At 35.7% G+C, this 16453-nt stretch carries 14 protein-coding genes; 10 read left to right on the forward strand and 4 right to left on the reverse strand.

Annotated elements, in window-relative coordinates; genetic code table 11:
• Window positions 1–88: 88 nt before the first annotated feature.
• From KEM10_RS09450 to KEM10_RS09475, 6 genes are all read left to right on the forward strand, one after another.
• Window positions 89–847, forward strand: a complete 759-nt coding sequence (locus KEM10_RS09450) for an SOS response-associated peptidase (protein WP_212215744.1) — start codon at window positions 89–91, stop codon at window positions 845–847.
• 118 nt (window positions 848–965) lie between these two features.
• On the forward strand, window positions 966–1541 hold the full coding sequence (locus KEM10_RS09455) for a DUF4136 domain-containing protein (protein ID WP_212215745.1): 576 nt from the start codon (window positions 966–968) through the stop codon (window positions 1539–1541).
• 33 nt (window positions 1542–1574) lie between these two features.
• Window positions 1575–2108: an outer membrane beta-barrel protein gene (locus KEM10_RS09460; protein ID WP_212215746.1), complete on the forward strand. Its 534-nt coding sequence runs from the start codon at window positions 1575–1577 to the stop codon at window positions 2106–2108.
• Between the two features lie 135 nt (window positions 2109–2243).
• Window positions 2244–2882, forward strand: coding sequence for a PAQR family membrane homeostasis protein TrhA (gene trhA / locus KEM10_RS09465; RefSeq protein WP_212215747.1), 639 nt, complete (start codon window positions 2244–2246; stop codon window positions 2880–2882).
• A 32-nt stretch (window positions 2883–2914) separates the two neighbouring features.
• A complete protein-coding gene (locus KEM10_RS09470; protein ID WP_212215748.1) occupies window positions 2915–3805 on the forward strand; it encodes a patatin-like phospholipase family protein in 891 nt (296 codons plus the stop codon).
• 52 nt (window positions 3806–3857) lie between these two features.
• Window positions 3858–4256, forward strand: coding sequence for a VOC family protein (locus KEM10_RS09475; RefSeq protein WP_212215749.1), 399 nt, complete (start codon window positions 3858–3860; stop codon window positions 4254–4256).
• A gap of 10 nt (window positions 4257–4266) precedes the next feature.
• Here the strand turns inward: KEM10_RS09475 and KEM10_RS09480 are convergent, their stop codons facing one another.
• Together KEM10_RS09480 and KEM10_RS09485 are read right to left on the reverse strand one after the other, a co-directional pair.
• The gene (locus KEM10_RS09480; RefSeq protein WP_212215750.1) at window positions 4267–5553 is read right to left on the reverse strand and encodes a metallophosphoesterase; all 1287 of its coding nucleotides are present in this window, start codon (window positions 5551–5553) and stop codon (window positions 4267–4269) included.
• A 127-nt stretch (window positions 5554–5680) separates the two neighbouring features.
• The gene (locus KEM10_RS09485; RefSeq protein ID WP_212215751.1) at window positions 5681–8662 is read right to left on the reverse strand and encodes a TolB family protein; all 2982 of its coding nucleotides are present in this window, start codon (window positions 8660–8662) and stop codon (window positions 5681–5683) included.
• Window positions 8663–8810: 148 nt separating this feature from the next.
• Between KEM10_RS09485 and KEM10_RS09490 the strand changes: the two genes are divergently transcribed.
• From KEM10_RS09490 to KEM10_RS09505, 4 genes are all read left to right on the forward strand, one after another.
• A complete protein-coding gene (locus tag KEM10_RS09490; protein ID WP_212215752.1) occupies window positions 8811–10490 on the forward strand; it encodes an alpha-amylase family protein in 1680 nt (559 codons plus the stop codon).
• 145 nt (window positions 10491–10635) lie between these two features.
• The gene (locus KEM10_RS09495) at window positions 10636–10962 is read left to right on the forward strand and encodes a hypothetical protein (RefSeq protein ID WP_212215753.1); all 327 of its coding nucleotides are present in this window, start codon (window positions 10636–10638) and stop codon (window positions 10960–10962) included.
• Between the two features lie 205 nt (window positions 10963–11167).
• Window positions 11168–12217 (forward strand): nucleoid-associated protein, encoded by a 1050-nt coding sequence (locus KEM10_RS09500; RefSeq protein ID WP_212215754.1) that lies wholly within the window; start codon window positions 11168–11170, stop codon window positions 12215–12217.
• A gap of 68 nt (window positions 12218–12285) precedes the next feature.
• On the forward strand, window positions 12286–13203 hold the full coding sequence (locus KEM10_RS09505) for an endonuclease/exonuclease/phosphatase family protein (RefSeq protein ID WP_212215755.1): 918 nt from the start codon (window positions 12286–12288) through the stop codon (window positions 13201–13203).
• Here the strand turns inward: KEM10_RS09505 and KEM10_RS09510 are convergent, their stop codons facing one another.
• On the reverse strand, window positions 13204–13971 hold the full coding sequence (locus tag KEM10_RS09510; protein WP_212215756.1) for a creatininase family protein: 768 nt from the start codon (window positions 13969–13971) through the stop codon (window positions 13204–13206).
• A gap of 47 nt (window positions 13972–14018) precedes the next feature.
• On the reverse strand, window positions 14019–16442 hold the full coding sequence (locus tag KEM10_RS09515) for a S9 family peptidase (protein ID WP_212215757.1): 2424 nt from the start codon (window positions 16440–16442) through the stop codon (window positions 14019–14021).
• Window positions 16443–16453: the final 11 nt, after the last annotated feature.

Raw genomic sequence — 16453 nt, forward strand, 5'->3', positions numbered from 1 at the left:
GGCTGATTTGTTTCGAAAACGTAAAAAACAGAAAATACTTTCCTTTTGTTGCTTTAAGCCATTAAATTAGTTGATTAAAGAAAGCAATATGTGTTATGATATTAAAACCAAGCTTGAAACACAGCTGAAGAGAGCCAAACATTATAATAATCAAAAATGGATAGAAGAATTGGAGCTTAAGCTGAAGCCTTTCTTGGATAAGGATATAAATCATGCTTCGGGCTTTATGCATCCAACGGTTTTAATTTATACTTCAGATAAACCAACAGAGCCACAACCTTATCAATGGGGATTAGTGCCGTCTTGGGTGAAGGACGAAGTTCAAAAAAATAATTTCTGGAATAAAACTATTAATGCCAGAGGTGAGACAATCTTTGAGAAGCCATCATTTAAAGCTGCTGCTAAATCAAAGCATTGCATTATTTACGTAGATGGTTTTTTCGAACATCATCATTATAAAGGAAAGACATATCCGTTTTATATTTATAGAATGAATAAAGAACCTTTGCCATTGGCAGGATTGTATGACGAATGGATTAATAAAGATTCGGGAGAGGTGGTTAATACCTTTACCATTGTTACCACCAAAGCAAATAGTTTAATGACCAAAATTCATAATAATCCTAAACTGACAGAGCCTCGAATGCCTGTTATTTTAAAAGATTCAACAGAGGATAGGTGGCTCGAAGAATTTGATAGCAAATGCCTGACAGAAGTTTTAGAGCCATATCCAAAACAGGAATTAAGCGCTCATACAGTAGCTCCATTGCGTGGGAAAATGGCTTTGGGCAATATTGCGAAAGCAAGTGAGCCGTTTATATATGATGAATTAAAATGGGCTATTTAGGTTTGTTGTGTATGATATTTAACAGCAAATAAACAATTGTTTAATGTAAAGTTTTGATATTTAAACTTTATATGCGTAAATATGTAATAGTAAATTACAAAACTTTAACCTTTATAAAATGAAATTCAATTTATTAGTTGCATTATTTATAATTGCTTTAACAAGCTGTGATGGCATTAAAGTGATGAGTGATTATGATAAAAGTGTTGATTTTGAAAAGTATGAGACTATTCAGTTTTACGGTTGGGAGGAAAATAGTGATCAGATACTAAGTAAGTTTGATAAAGAAAGAATTGAAAATGCCGTTAGTTTAGAATTCAGAAACAGAGGACACCAGATTGTAGAATCAAATGCTGAATTAGTTGTTTCGTTATTCATCATTACTAAAACAGAAACACGTGAGACGGCCACTACAGAATATTATGGTGGATATGGACCCTATTTCGGATATGGACCACAATGGGGGTGGGGTCCTGGTTATGGCTACGGTTATGCCTCCACCACTATTGATAAACAGGACTTCCAGGTTGGAACCTTGGTTATATCAGTTTATGACAGATCTAAAAAAGAATTAATATGGGAAGGTGTTGGTCAGGGGTCTGTCGGTGAGAATACATCAAATCGCGAAGCACGTTTGAACCATGCCATAGGTAAGATAATGTATAAATACCCGGTTAAACCTTTAAGAAAGTAGAATTATCAATTTTTAAACCCAAATTATATAATTATGAAAAATCTAAGATTTGTTATTGTATTAATGGCAGCCATATTATTTGCCATGCCTTCATTAAAAGCTCAGGATAGTAGTTTAGGAGTGCGTGCCGGTTGGCAATCAGCATTACTATCGTATGATGGAGAAACTACAGATGCCTTAAGTTCTTTTTATGTAGGAGTTTTTAAAGAAAGAAAGATCGTTCCATTATTGCATTATGGATATGGATTGGAATTTGCTCAGATGGGAGGGAAAGATAAGGATATGGATTTGGAGTATAAGCTGGGGTATATTGGTATTCCTGTTTATGCTAAGGCTAAAGTTGGTCCTGTTTATGGATTATTGGGATCAGGAATTAATGTTAAGATATCAGAAACTGATGATATTTATCAAGATAAAGCAAAAGGTATTGATGTACCTGTTTATGCTGGCGTAGGCTTAAACTTTTTGATGTTGTCGATTGAGGCTCGTTACCATTGGGGATTAATGGAGATACAGGATCAAACAAAAAATCAGTATTTACAAATTGGTTTAGGACTAAGCTTCTAAAAGCAATTAATAACAAAATACAAAGGTCTGTTCCTTATTGGTGCAGACCTTTTTTTATGCTCAATAGTTAGAATATTAAAATAGATTTACTCATTATTCGAAGATTCATTATTTATAAAACTATCTTTGCATACTATGAAAAACACCGTTAAATACTACTCAAAAAACGAAGAACAACTAAATGTGATTTCACATTTTATTGGATTTTTAGGAGGTTTAATTGCCTTTGCTTTTTTAGTAGTTAAATCAATACAAATGCAGAGTTATATTCATTTTGGTGTTTATGTTATTTATTCGCTTTGTATTATTACCCTTTTTGCTGCCTCTACCTTATATCATAATTCAAAACAGGATGATGTTAGAGCCCGGTTAAAAGTTTTTGACCACTGCGCCATTTATCTTTTGATAGCTGGGAGTTATGTGCCATTTATTGTTTTAGGTGTTAATAACACCTGGGGCTATTCTATATTAGCTTTAGTTTGGTTGCTGGCCATTGCAGGTATCATCTTAAAATTATTTTTTACCGGCAGGTTTAAGCTATTATCCACCATCAGTTATGTATTGCTGGGGTGGATTGTAGTAATTGCTGCTAAATCGTTAATAGAGAGTCTTTCAACAGAAGCTTTATGGGGATTGGCTATAGGTGGAGCTTTTTATACGGTTGGTGCTGTGTTATATATGATAAAGCAACTGCCATTTAATCATGCTATCTTTCATATTTTTGTCTTAGCAGGAGCTTTTTCACATTTCTGGGCAGTTTATAATTATCTTTGATGGTTGAAACCTAATTTAGATTAATCCTGAGAATGAAATCGATGAATGAAAGTACAGCCTTAGTATTAGAGGGTGGAGGATTTAGAGGAATGTTCACTTCCGGAGTTTTAGACGCCTTTCTTACTAATGAAATCTATTTTCCTTATTGTATTGGAGTATCGGCCGGTGCAGCTTATGGAATTTCATATATGTCGAAGCAATATGAACGAAACCGTAAGGTAAACCTTCAATATACTGCAGATCCCAGGTATATGAGCTGGGGTAATTTAATAAAAAAAGGAAATTTATTTGACTGGGATTTTGTGTATGACGAGATTCCGAATAAGCATATCCTTTTGGATTACGATGCAATACTGCATTCCAACGATATATTTAAAATAGGTATTACCAATGCACAAACCGGAAAAGCGGAATTTATACAAGCTAATGAAGTCAGCAAAAAAGAATTAATTCAGTTGTGTATAGCCTCGTCTAGTCTACCGTTTGTTTCCAAACTAGCTGATTTTAGAAATCAGATTTATATGGACGGAGGACTAAGTGATTCAATTCCTGTTGAGCAGGCCTTAAAAGATGGAAATGAAAAAGTGGTTGTGGTACTTACGCGCAATAAGGAATACAGAAAAAAAGCTCCCAAACTTAAGATGCCGGTAAATTGGTATTACCATAAATATCCCAAATTGGCTGAAGTGATTCTAACCCGTTATGAAAGGTATAATTCCACCTTGGATTTAATCGATCAATTAGAAGCTGAAGGAAAAGTATATGTTATCAGACCCGAAGAGCCTATGGATGTATCTCGTATAGAAAATAATCCACAAAAGCTCGATCAATTATATCTTCAGGGATTGCAACAAATGCAGTCAAAAATTACTGACTTGCAGGAATGGTTATCGGTTAAAGAAATGACAGTAAAAGAAATGTAAAACTATCACTCAGGCTGCTTGTTCTTGTTATAGAATTATAAAATGAAAGATAATGAGAAAGAAAGTAACTGGTATAGGAGGGGTATTCTTTAAAACTTCAGATCCCCAAACGATTAAGGATTGGTATAGAAAGAATCTGGGTATGAACTGTGATGATCATGGAGTTCTTTTTGAGTCATTAGATATTGAAAAACCGCATACAAAAACATATTTACAGTGGAGTCCTTTTCCTGCTCAGACCGAATATTTTCAACCTTCAGACAAGGAGTTTATGATCAATTATCGGGTTGAGAATATTGAATTATTGGTGGAGGAATTAAAAGAATCCGGAGTGACCGTTTTGGATGATATAGCAACTTATTCGTACGGTAAATTTGTCCATATTCTTGATCCGGATAATAATAAAATTGAATTGTGGGAAGCTCCTCAGAATGCTTTTGAAGAGGAATAACAATTTAATCTTACATTGGATCATTACTGATTGGACCTCTGGTCAGTTCAATAATGGTAATCTCGGGAGGCATTCCAACACGGGCCGGCATTCCTAAATACCCTAAACCACGATTCACGTATAAGAATTGTTTATCTGCCTGATATAATCCGGCCCAACGCTTAAATTTATATTTGGCCGGACTCCATTGAAAACCTTTAAATTCCAGTCCAAATTGCATACCGTGAGTGTGACCGGCTAATGTTAAGTCATAGTTTGTTTGTGGCACTACTTCTGCATCCCAGTGATCCGGATCATGCGACATAAGTATCTTAAACGGTATGTTTTCTATTCCTTCAGAAGCCTGTTCCAGGTTACCGTAGCGAGGGAAAGGAGGATGGCCCCAGTTTTCAACCCCAGCCATAGCTATTGTATCGCCATTGTACTCAATTACAGATGATGCATTATTTAATAACTTAAACCCCAATCGTTGATGAGCATCTTTGATATTCTGAAGGTTTTCAGCTTTCTCTTTAGGTGAGGGCCACTTGGAATAATCGCCATAGTCGTGATTACCCATAATTGAATATTTGCCCACGCGAGCTTTTAGTTGGGTGAATACCTTTTCCCAGCCAATGGTTTCTTCATAAAAATTATTAACCAAATCACCGGTAAAACAAATAATATCCGGGTTTTCGGCATTGATAAGTTTCACTACCTCTTCCATTTCCTGGTAATTGGAATTTAAACTTCCTAAATGCAAATCAGAAATCTGAACAATCTTAAGTCCGTCAAATGAATTTGGAAGATTAGGAAATGATAGCTTGGTATATTTTTTACTAAAGTTAAATCTTCCTTTCATCACTCCAAACAGGAGCGAAATAAATGGTAAAGATGCTGTGATAATTCCTACCTGACTTAAAAATTTCTTACGCGAAATCTTCGGGTACTTACCATCGTTCATTCTTTTAATCTTTCCATTATCGTCAAATTTAGTTTTGACTTTATGGAATTTCCCAAGGATTTTATCACCCACATAATAGAAAGTTTTTGGAATATATATTAGCATGTAAGCCATCATAAACCATTGAAAATAAACATAGGTTGCAGATGAGTGAGTGACGGTAATACGCGAGTAAAAAATAGCAAATGCAAAGATGAAAAAGGTGGCAATGCTGTAATGCCAGAATGCTCCATAAGGGAACTGAAAGTGTGATGGATGTTCGTCACTATTTTTTAATATTAAACGATATAGCAGAAAATCTATTAATACTGTATATAGTACCAATCCCACAAAAGCCCACAAGGTAAATTTCATAACTATACTTGGTTTTTAGCCATTCCAAATCGGAACATCACTACTCAATACGTAAGAGTAACACAAATGTTGTAAATATGTTAGTTATGAGGGGTGTATTTAAGATTTTTTAGCTTTTATATTTTTTTTAGTTACCAAGCGAAAAGCCAGAAAAGCTCATGCCTAAAAGGAATTCATTGTAATGATATTTCTCATTTGGGATATAGGCATATCGATACCCAATGCTGATTGGAAAAATAAATCGGAAAGGATGTAATTCGGCTCTTAATTCAGCGCCTATTGATTGGTCATTTTTTTTGTACTTGAACCATTCATTAGTTTTTACATCTTGTATTTGATTGGTTGAATATGAAAAATCGTAGAATAGATTTGTTGTTATTCTTTTGAGGTACATTACTCCCGGAATGTTTAAGTCTGGTGATACTAATGGAAAAATGTAGTCTCCTTTAAACGAATAGAGTTGATTATTACTATGCCCGTTAGTTCCTCTGGGGAAACGAATGAAGTCGGTGAAATAGTAAAAATAATTTCTGGTCTCAGAGGAATTATAAATTTCTCCGCGTTGCTTTTTGTGATAGCCATTATCTATGCGTATAGAATGATGTTTCATTAAACCCGGTAAATATAAACGCGTATGAACGCCAAAAATGGAACCCAGATTATTACCCGAAAAAGGGGTATGTCTGTATCTGAGTTCGATGATCTGTCCACAGCGACTGGTTACATCTCGTGCTGATCGTCTGTGGATATTATAAGCATACAATCCATAGTTTATAGGGTTGGCATGAAAAGCTTCTTCAGTTACAGTTTCGGTATTTTTATATTGCCATTGCTGACCTAATAGACTAACATAAGTTATATCGTAAGAATATTCCGAGGCATACTGGTAGCTGGTGCTTATTGAAGGTTGGATATGACGTTGCCATTTTCCACGGGTTTGTGTAAGCGGGATGTTCATTTCCAGATGTGCATATATATGCTGTTGTTTGGCATCCAGATTAACTGCAAACGTATCAGTTGCATTGGCGAATAAACCGTCTTCAAAGTGTTTTTCATCTCCAGCTTTAACTTCCAATTCTATTACCGGTAACCAAGCCCGGTATTGAAAATTAAAATAGTATTTTTCTCTGCTTTCTTGTTTATTAGCATTGTAACCTATCGTGGTAAACGCAGTGCTCAAAAGGTTTTGAGACATTAGAGAAATACCTTGAGTTAAAGTTGCATCATTCACATTCAGGTTGACAGGAGCCCAGCTATGAAAGTTGAAGATGTTCCATTTTGAGTAAGGCTCACTTTCATAATTTGCTTTATCAGCATGGTTGAAGTCAGGCATACCTTTTTCATCTTTTTTCAGATCTTCAATAAAAGATTCTATTGGTAGCTCATTTGTTGCATAGTTGGTAATTTCCAATGAATCAAGATTTGCCTGAGCAATTAAATAACCATCAGAAGTGTAATCCTGGTATAAGATGTGATGTTCAGAGGTGCCAGCTGACACTTGTGTTGCTCCAAACCTCGATTCCGTTACTTTTTGAAGCCCTGAACCGTCTGTATTTATTCTATAAATATTATCAATTCCACTAAAGGAAGCCGAAAAATATATTTGCTCATTAATGATTTGCGGAGAAACAACTTCCATGAAAGTTGGTTGCGTGACGGGATGCCATTTTTGTTTGGATGTGTTAAGTGTAGTTAGGTATTTTCCATTTTCTGATAACAGTACCATTACAAGTGTTTTACCAGTCTCATCCCAGGCAGGGGTTAGGGGTAGTTGGTTATCTGGTGATTTTATTTTTTTGAGAACAACTCCATCAAACGTATCAATTATATGAACTTCTCTTTGATTATCTGTAGTAATGTGTATGGCTGCCACACGTTTCCCATCAGGTGATAATGCAGGGGCAAAATAGCGACTTTTAAAAGTAAGTTTCTTTTGTTGGAGGGTATTGATATCGGCTATTCTGATAATGGAGAAATATTGATTCTCCCATCGGGGATTGACCTCTAATTCAGTCCAGCATATTTTATTGTTGGCAAAAGAAAAAGGTTCTGTGTTGCGCAAACCCGTTGTTATCAGTTTTTCTTCTGAACCCTTCAATACATTTATTTTTACAAAGTGATTTACTTCACCTGGACCATTTGCCTCAGCTATAACATGTTTATCATCTATTGCAAATGGGTATTGATAATTCTTGTATGCTTCATCTCTGTTTGAAATTAAGTTTGTTTTAGAAACCTTGAGGTTACTTTCTTGTTCGCTCCATTTTCTCTTCCAATCATTAAAAATTTCATTGTATAAAGGAACCTTATCTTTACCTGTTACCTCTTTAATGCCTTTATTGAAAGGGGTTAAAGACCAGCTGTTTTTTCCAGTTTCATTAAGAGCATAATCCCATACTTCAGCTCCATATTTATGTCGGGCACCTGCTGTAAATAAATATCCCATTCGGTAATGATTGGGGATGTAATTCTTGTAGGAGCCAAAATATGCTTTTTCGTAATCGTATAATTTTTTTTCAAGAACCAGTGCTCTTATCTCCTGTTCAAAAGAAGGAACTCTACCTCGTCCACTTTTCGATAGAGTAGTCTCTGTTAAAACAGCATCACCTTCTAGAAACCACAGTGGTACGTATAAACCTAGTATGCCGCCCACTATCTGCTCACCAAATGGATAGCTAAGAATGTGGGTGAATCCTTGATTAATTTTATCAATCTGTACCACATGCCTGAATTCATGAATGGCTAATTGTTGCAGGTAATCTTGAGAAAAAATACTTTGGTTCGAAGTGGGGTATAGCTCCATCCGTTTAGGCGCCCAGGTAACCAGTCCATTTGAATAGGCCGAGTGTGAATGAATCACCACAGGAATAGGCTTGGGTGTATGATTCAGACTATATCCTCCATATAGGTACAATGAATCGAGCATAGAAACTAAGCGATTTGCTTCTGATTCGAAATCTTCGGGGTAAATAACTTTAAAAAAAGGACTTTTTATCTGGCGCCATTTTATGTATGCAGGATCTGAGCCAGTGCTATAATATTGTCCAAATAATTGGGTGCATATGACTAAAAGAATTACTGACAGAAGAATACTTCTCAGATATTTCATTATAGGCTTTGTTTAATATGCTAAAAATACACTTTTATCTATTAACCTAATCATTTAGGCATATTGCATTTTACTTGTATAATATTTATACCTATCTTTTCGATGTTTCATCAGCTAAGAGATCCAGAGCAATATTAAACCTTAATTTATGGGTAAAGCAATTATTTATCAGGTACTACCAAGGTTATTTGGCAATTTAAGATCAGATAATATTAAGAGGGGAAATATACAGGAAAATGGTTCCGGAAAACTTAATGGTTTTGATGATAGGATTTTACAGCATTTTAAAGATATGGGAATCACTCATATGTGGTATACAGGAGTAATTGAACATGCTACTGCAACTGATTATACTGAATACAACATTGTGAATGATAATTCTCAGGTGGTTAAAGGTGAGGCAGGAAGCCCGTATGCTATCAAAGACTATTATGATATTGATCCGGATTTGGCTGAAAATGTTGACAAGCGTATGCTTGAATTTGAGGCTTTGGTTGAAAGAACTCATTCTGCAGGCATGAAAGTGTTGATTGATTTTATACCCAATCATCTTGCTCGTAATTATCATTCGGATAACAAACCGGAAGGAGTAAAAGATTTTGGTGAGAATGATGATGTATCAAAGTCATTTCATCCCAATAATAATTTTTATTACCTCAAAGGACAGTCTTTTAATGCACCTCTTCATTCTGATGATCCGTGGCAGGAGGAGCCCGCTAAAGCAACAGGTAACGATTGTTTTTCTCCAACACCATCGGTAAATGACTGGTATGAAACTGTTAAACTGAATTATGGAGTTGATGTCGAAGGTGGAAATCACAATTATTTTGACCCCATACCTGATATCTGGTTGAAAATGAAGGAGGTTTTGCTTTACTGGTGCTCAAAAGGGGTGGATGGTTTTCGTTGTGATATGGCGGAGATGGTGCCAGTTGAATTTTGGCATTGGTGTATAAAAATGGTTAAAGAGCAATATCCCAAAACCGTTTTTGTTGCCGAGGTATATCAGCCGTCATTATATAATTCTTTTCTGATGGAAGGAGGATTCGATTGCTTGTATGATAAAGTTGGTTTTTATGATAGTGTAATTGGAGTTATTAAACACAACCAATCTCTGAAGTCAATAATAGAATCGTGGCAGGCAATAGATCAATTCTCGGATAATATGTTGTTCTTTCTTGAGAATCATGATGAACAACGGCTGGCTTCTGATTTCATTATTGGTGAAGGTAAAAAAGCTTGGCCAGCCTGGGTGATAACAGCAGCATATGCTACTAATCCAATAATGATTTACAGTGGGCAAGAATTGGGTGAGAAAGGAATGGAAGAAGAAGGATTTAGCGGTATTAATGGTAGAACAACTATTTTTGATTACTGGTCTGTTGACAGCCTACGACGATATTATCTGAGTATAAAAGGAAATGATGGATTAAAAGAAGAAGAGCAATGGTTATTAGAAAGATATAAACGCTTAAACAACCTGTTGAATAGTCATATGCCTTTAAAGGAAGGTGGAGTTTATGATTTAATGTGGTGTAATAATTCGCCGGGTGGCTTAACTGATCAAAGGGTATATGCCTGGTTGCGTTTTTATAAGCATCAGTGGATGTTATTGGTTGCTAATCTTTCAGATAAAACTCAAAATTGTAGAATTATTATACCCGAGCATGCTTTTAAAATGGAGGGTGCTGATCATCTACAATATTTCAAAGGTCGTGAGATACTGGAAGAGAGTCGTTCTATTCAATTTCCCAAAGAGGTGGCTATCACTAATGGGGTAGGTGTTAAAGTAGAAGCATATCAGGCTTTAATCTATTTATTTGGTTGAAATTTAACAGTTTTAAGTAGGTTTGTTAAAGAAAACTTTCTTTATTTAGAATATGGATAAATAACGAAATATATCTCTAATACTCTTCCTTTTGAATTGATTTTTTAGTATTTTAAAACACAGTCAAACTTAAAATCAAGGTGTTATGTCAAAGGAAAATCTATCATTGCATGTAGTATTAGAAAGTCATGAATATATTCAGGTATCCAATCATGTGTATACTACAAAAGCATCTTTATTAAATGAAGAAACCAAAATTCATTTGATTGACAGATGTTGTCTCTCAATCCTGCAAGAGTTTGAAGGTAAATTAAGTCAGGAAATTGTTGAAGAATGGCTGTTGTTATCAAAAGCATTGGACCAATCATGTAATTATGAAAATCGTTGGGATGACAGAAAAATGCTGAAGGAATTAATTGAAGGAAAATCACACCCAGTATCATGGTATGCATCTAATTGCAAGGTTGGTTAGTTAGGCTGTTGTAGTTTTTGGTGGCAGTTGTTGAAATATTTTTCGGTAACTGCTTTTTTGTGTCTTTTACTAAAGAAAAATGCTGTATGGAAGTAGTGTTATCACGCTTTAGGTAATGAATAGGTTGTAAAATTTAAATGGAACTCAGCTTAAAACATGGGCTAATGCCAATTTTGAATTATATTTGTTTGCTAAAATTTTTAAAATGATTGATTTCACTCAAACCGAGATAGAGAAGATTGTTGTACATCATATTGGCTGCAGGGCTGAAGGTGAAGAAATTAGATTTTCGAATAGTGAAGCCCGTTTGCAGGATGAAGAAATGGTATCTGATGTTTTGAAACAGTATTTTTTCAAACCATTTAAAACCGAAATGTATTTTAACTTCGATCATGAGGATGGATTTGAAAATAATCTGCTATTTAATTTGAGTGATAAGGTGTTTAACGACTCATCTTCTTTTCATGACGTGTCTGTTGCGGTTGCTAATCACCTTTTCGAACAATCTAACCATCCAAAAATCAGAGGTGGTGAGTTTTACATGGTGCTGTTTAACAATGTTGTGGTTGATGGAGAAGTGGCTGATGCTTTAGGAATATTTAAATCAGAAAATAAAGATACATTCTTAAAAGTAATGTTGCATAATCAGGGCTTTGAATTGGATGCACAGCAAGGTATTAATATTAAAAAACTGGATAAAGGTTGTTTAATTTTTAATACAGAAAAGGAATTGGGTTTTAAAGTTTGCTCTGTTGATAACATCAATAAAGGGAACGAGGCGCATTTTTGGCAAAGCGATTTTTTGGGTTTAAAACCACGCGAAGACAATTACTACTTTACCAATAATTACCTGCAAATGTGTAAAGGTTTTGTTGGCGAAGTCTTTAACGAAGACAATGAAGTATCGCGACCTGATCAGGTAGATCTTCTCAATCGCTCCATTGAATATTTTGGCAAACACTCTAATTTTGATGAAAAAGAATTTGAGCGTGAAGTGATCCGTCAACCAGAAGTGGTAGATGCATTTCAGGATTATAAGAACTTCTGTGAGAGCGAAAAAAACATGCCTTTACAGGATAGCTTTGACATATCAAAAGATGCTGTAAAGTCAGAAAAGAAACACTTTAAATCGGTACTTAAGCTCGATAAGAATTTCCATGTTTATGTTCATGGTAAACGCCAGTATATCGAAAAAGGCTTTGATAGTGAGCGAGGATTAAAATTCTATAAGCTTTTCTTTGAGTCGGAAGAATAAATCAACAGCTGGTTGTAAATGTCGGTAAATAATTGAATCTTTGCGACCACTTGGTCTAATGATTTATTATGAGAAATCGATTTTACATTACTGTTATTTCATTTGTATTTATATTGGGATGGACTTCCTGTAAGAAGGATGATCCAGAAACGTCATGGACAGTCGATTTTAGCGATTGCATTGAAACTACCAGTTCGCAATCATTAGAAGTAGTTACTTTTAATATTGAGCATTTTCGCTTGAGTAGTAGTCACGATTATAACATCACAATTCGAATTCCGTATATAGCCAGTATTATTGGTCAGTTAGATGCTGATGTGGTGGCTCTGCAGGAGATAGGAAGTGAATACGTAACACTTCGTTTAGCTGATGAATTACCTGGTTGGGAAGGTGTTTTTACTACCAGTGCGTCAGGAAATCAGTCCTTGGCCTATCTTTATAAAACATCAGAGGTAGAATTGTATGAAGAAGAAACTGAAGCTATTGCATTTGGTGATGAAGATTGGTTTGCCTTTCCGCGACTCCCATTTAAAATAAAGATTCATCATGCCGGAACGGGTATGGATGTGTATCTTATCAATAATCATTTAAAATGTTGTGGTGGTAATGATAATAAGATCCGAAGAAGAGAAGCGTCTGAAAAGTTACAGGATTATATTGATAATCAATTAGCAGATCAACCGGTAATTGTTTTAGGTGATTACAATGATTATATCAGCGAAGAGTATTATAGTGATAATGTATTTTGGAATTTTGTAGAGGATTCGGATAATTACCGTTTTGCTGATATGGAGATAGCCATGGGAGATGATGAATATTGGTCATATCCAGGCGATAGATATACCAGTCATCTCGATCATATATTAATCACAAATGAATTATTTGATGTTCATCAATCCACGTCAACCATACGCCCTTCTTATTGTTATTCCGATTACCTCTCTATGGTTAGCGATCATAGACCAGTGATGGCTGTTTTCAGGTAATTAGTAGCTATAGAAGTCAGAGTTAGGGGTTATAGCTAGTTGATAGATAAATTTTGAAAGCACTGAACAAACATCCAGAAAATACTTTTCACCTTTTTCTGCAGAAGAATATTGAGGATCGCCAATACCAGTATCGTTAGTTACTTGTGTCCACTTGCGTTCAGCCCAGGCCCACTTTTCATTCAAACCATCAACCCTGAATTTTTTATGTTGTCCGTTGCCAGCCTCTTCCAACGGAAGTACCAATTCTGGATATAAATACATCATCAGACTGGTTTCCAGCTCATCGGCATGCTCACCCGGGTGTGTAAAATATTTACTGTGCTGAAGTACCTGATACCAGTTGCAACTACAAAGTATATTGTCAGGGAATTGTGTTCCTGTTTCCCTGATAATGGATTTGAAATCGTTGCCACCGTGACCATTAAATATTAATAGTTTGTCGATGTTACTGCCAAACACTGATTGAGCAATATCTTTAATAATGGCAGCTTGTGTTGTTGGCATCATATTAATGATGTAAGGAAGGTCTGTTTGACCAGTGTTCACACCATAAGGAATCAGTGGTAGAATAAGAACAGAAGCACCTTTATTACTTGCCAGATCAACCGACTGTTTAACTATAACTTCGCTTTCCAGATTATCCGTTCCATAAGGTAGATGGTAGTTATGCGCTTCGGTAGCTCCCCATGGAAGAATGGCTAAATCATAATGCCTGTCTTTTACCTGTTTGTAGGTCAATTCTCTTAGGTGTGATGTTTCTTTCATTGCTTAGCTATTAGAATAGCAGGACCGGACATGCCGGTCCTTACACTTTATTCTTTATTTTTTACATATTTCTCGAGCCATTGGTCTTGTTCCCATAATACATGAAGAACAGATTCGCGTGCTCGGTAACCATGACTTTCAGAAGGTAAGAGAACCAAACGTACAGTTGCTCCCAAACCTTTTAAAGCATTAAAATATCTTTCACTCTGCATGGTGTAAGTGCCTGAATTATTATCTTCCTTACCATGAATAAGCAATAATGGATGTTTCATCTTGTCAGCATGCATAAATGGAGACATTTCGTAATAGATATTAGGCGCCTCCCAATAATTTCTTTCTTCGCTCTGAAAACCAAAGGGTGTAAGAGTTCGGTTATAGGCTCCGCTGCGGGCAATTCCAGCGGCAAATAAAACAGAATGGCTGAGTAGGTTGGCTGTCATAAATGCACCATAAGAATGGCCACCCACAGCAACCCGATTACGATCGATATATCCGTGTTCATCCAGGTAGTCGATGGCAGCTTTGGCATTACTTACCAATTGAGGGATAAATGAGTCATTGGGTTCTGTTTCTCCTTCACCAACTATAGGAAAGGAGGCGTCATCCAGAACAGCATAACCTTTCATTACCCAAAATATTGGTGATCCGTACCATGGGTAAATAAATTCATTAGGCGAAGTAGTAACTTGCGCTGCACTACTTTTATCTTTAAATTCGTCGGGATACGCCCACATTACCATAGGTAATCGTTCTTTATTATTAAAATCATAATCAGCCGGCAGATACAATGTGCCTGATAATGGAAGGCTGTCTTCTCTTTGATAATGGATGATTTCTTTATTTACTCCGGCCAGACTTTTGAAAGGGTTTTCGAAATGGGTAATGGGCATCGGAGATTTTCTGTTTTTAATATTTCGGAGGTAATAATTGGGATAATCGGTTGGAGACTGAACTCTGGTTAATATGAGTCCCTTACGAATGTCAATAATTTTTGAGATGGTTTCTAAGTTATCTTTATTTTGAGCCTGAAATAGTCTGTTTTTCTTTTTGGTTTTCAGGTTCATTTTATCAATAAAGGGTTTTTGACCTTCATCTGAAAAACCATCGCCTTCGAGGTAAACGTAGCCTTTGTCGTATAGAAGAATATTCCGTTTGAATTCATTTTTTACCGTAATAAATGAACCCGGATCATTGTATCTGTCTTGATAATTACGATCAAATAATATTTCAGGCCTCTGCTCAGCATTAGAAGGGTTGAAAATGTAGGTCTTAGTATTTCGGTTATTCCACCAAAAGTCACGAGCAACGGCAATTTCATCGTTGCCCCAGGTGATACCCCAAAATCGATTCTTTACTTTTAATATTGATTTAGGTTCTTTATCAAAGGGTGCTTCCAATGTAAATACTTCATCGCGGTATTCAACTTCCTTTTCCGGATCTCCTTCATCCAATACTTCCGCCCAATAAATAGTAGATGGTTTATCGTTTCTCCATCCAAAGTCTCTCTTACCTTTTCTTTCTGCCATAAATCCTTGGGGAAGGTCTTCAATCAAAGGTACCTCTTCCAAGGTCTTTATTTTTTCTCCTTCTATTGTGTATAGCATGTAATCAGTGCTAAATCGATAATAAGGAACCAGATACGAGAATGGTTTTTTGATGACTGAGATAAGTACGTATTTTCCATTAGGCGACAGACTGATATTATTATAGATTGCGCTAGGGGCCCATACTTCAGAGGATCCGTCTAATCCTATAATATTTAGTTCCGATTGGGCTAAGGTAATAAAGTTTTGTTCGTCCGTTTTATCTTTCAATAAGTCCTGATAAGTTCGGTTTTGTGCTTTCTTACCATCATTGACAGATACTACTGGTCCGGTTGGTATAGCTGAACTCTTATCTATTAAATCCGGTCTGTTCTCGGGTAATGTTTTAGCCAGTAATCCTGAATTGTCTTTCAACCAGGTGAAAGGTGTTGTTCTTAAATTGCCATTGATGATTTCTTCCGTCAAACGTTTTGCCTTCAGAGTATTTAAATCCAGATACCACAATTCGGTTCCCGATTGAGTAGTATTCGCAAATGCAAATTTAGTTTGATCGGGCGACCAACTGAAGTTTGATAACCTGGCATTATCGGGTAATCCGGTAACTTTCTGTGCATCTTTCGATCCTTTTTTAATCACTTCTAAATTATTGTAAAAAGTAATTCTTGATGACATATTAGTAACAAGATTGGTTCTGATACCAGCCAGTTTTAATTCTTCTTCTGATAGTTCGGCAATGCTTTTATATTGATTTCTATATATCAATATTACAATAGAAGCATCATCATTAGAGGTAGTTGATGGTGGTAAGGGAACATCTGCCAATTGTAATATTTCTTCTGATGGTTGTTGGTATTTGATATCAATCTGTGCAGTTGTTAGTATAAAGCCGCAAAAAACAAATAATGTTAATAGAAAAGTAATTCGCATATAGTGAAGTT

The organism is Carboxylicivirga linearis (assembly GCF_018271995.1).
GTDB classification, from domain to species: domain Bacteria; phylum Bacteroidota; class Bacteroidia; order Bacteroidales; family Marinilabiliaceae; genus Carboxylicivirga; species Carboxylicivirga linearis.

What these genes read in the sequence shown, in the direction of transcription:
- KEM10_RS09450 (WP_212215744.1), top strand. Translation starts at nt 89, where the DNA reads ATGTGTTATGATATTAAAACCAAGCTTGAAACACAGCTGAAGAGAGCC.
- KEM10_RS09455 (WP_212215745.1), top strand. Translation starts at nt 966, where the DNA reads ATGAAATTCAATTTATTAGTTGCATTATTTATAATTGCTTTAACAAGC.
- KEM10_RS09460 (WP_212215746.1), top strand. Translation starts at nt 1,575, where the DNA reads ATGAAAAATCTAAGATTTGTTATTGTATTAATGGCAGCCATATTATTT.
- trhA (WP_212215747.1), top strand. Translation starts at nt 2,244, where the DNA reads ATGAAAAACACCGTTAAATACTACTCAAAAAACGAAGAACAACTAAAT.
- KEM10_RS09470 (WP_212215748.1), top strand. Translation starts at nt 2,915, where the DNA reads ATGAAATCGATGAATGAAAGTACAGCCTTAGTATTAGAGGGTGGAGGA.
- KEM10_RS09475 (WP_212215749.1), top strand. Translation starts at nt 3,858, where the DNA reads ATGAGAAAGAAAGTAACTGGTATAGGAGGGGTATTCTTTAAAACTTCA.
- KEM10_RS09480 (WP_212215750.1), bottom strand. Translation starts at nt 5,553, where the DNA reads ATGAAATTTACCTTGTGGGCTTTTGTGGGATTGGTACTATATACAGTA.
- KEM10_RS09485 (WP_212215751.1), bottom strand. Translation starts at nt 8,662, where the DNA reads ATGAAATATCTGAGAAGTATTCTTCTGTCAGTAATTCTTTTAGTCATA.
- KEM10_RS09490 (WP_212215752.1), top strand. Translation starts at nt 8,811, where the DNA reads ATGGGTAAAGCAATTATTTATCAGGTACTACCAAGGTTATTTGGCAAT.
- KEM10_RS09495 (WP_212215753.1), top strand. Translation starts at nt 10,636, where the DNA reads ATGTCAAAGGAAAATCTATCATTGCATGTAGTATTAGAAAGTCATGAA.
- KEM10_RS09500 (WP_212215754.1), top strand. Translation starts at nt 11,168, where the DNA reads ATGATTGATTTCACTCAAACCGAGATAGAGAAGATTGTTGTACATCAT.
- KEM10_RS09505 (WP_212215755.1), top strand. Translation starts at nt 12,286, where the DNA reads ATGAGAAATCGATTTTACATTACTGTTATTTCATTTGTATTTATATTG.
- KEM10_RS09510 (WP_212215756.1), bottom strand. Translation starts at nt 13,971, where the DNA reads ATGAAAGAAACATCACACCTAAGAGAATTGACCTACAAACAGGTAAAA.
- KEM10_RS09515 (WP_212215757.1), bottom strand. Translation starts at nt 16,442, where the DNA reads ATGCGAATTACTTTTCTATTAACATTATTTGTTTTTTGCGGCTTTATA.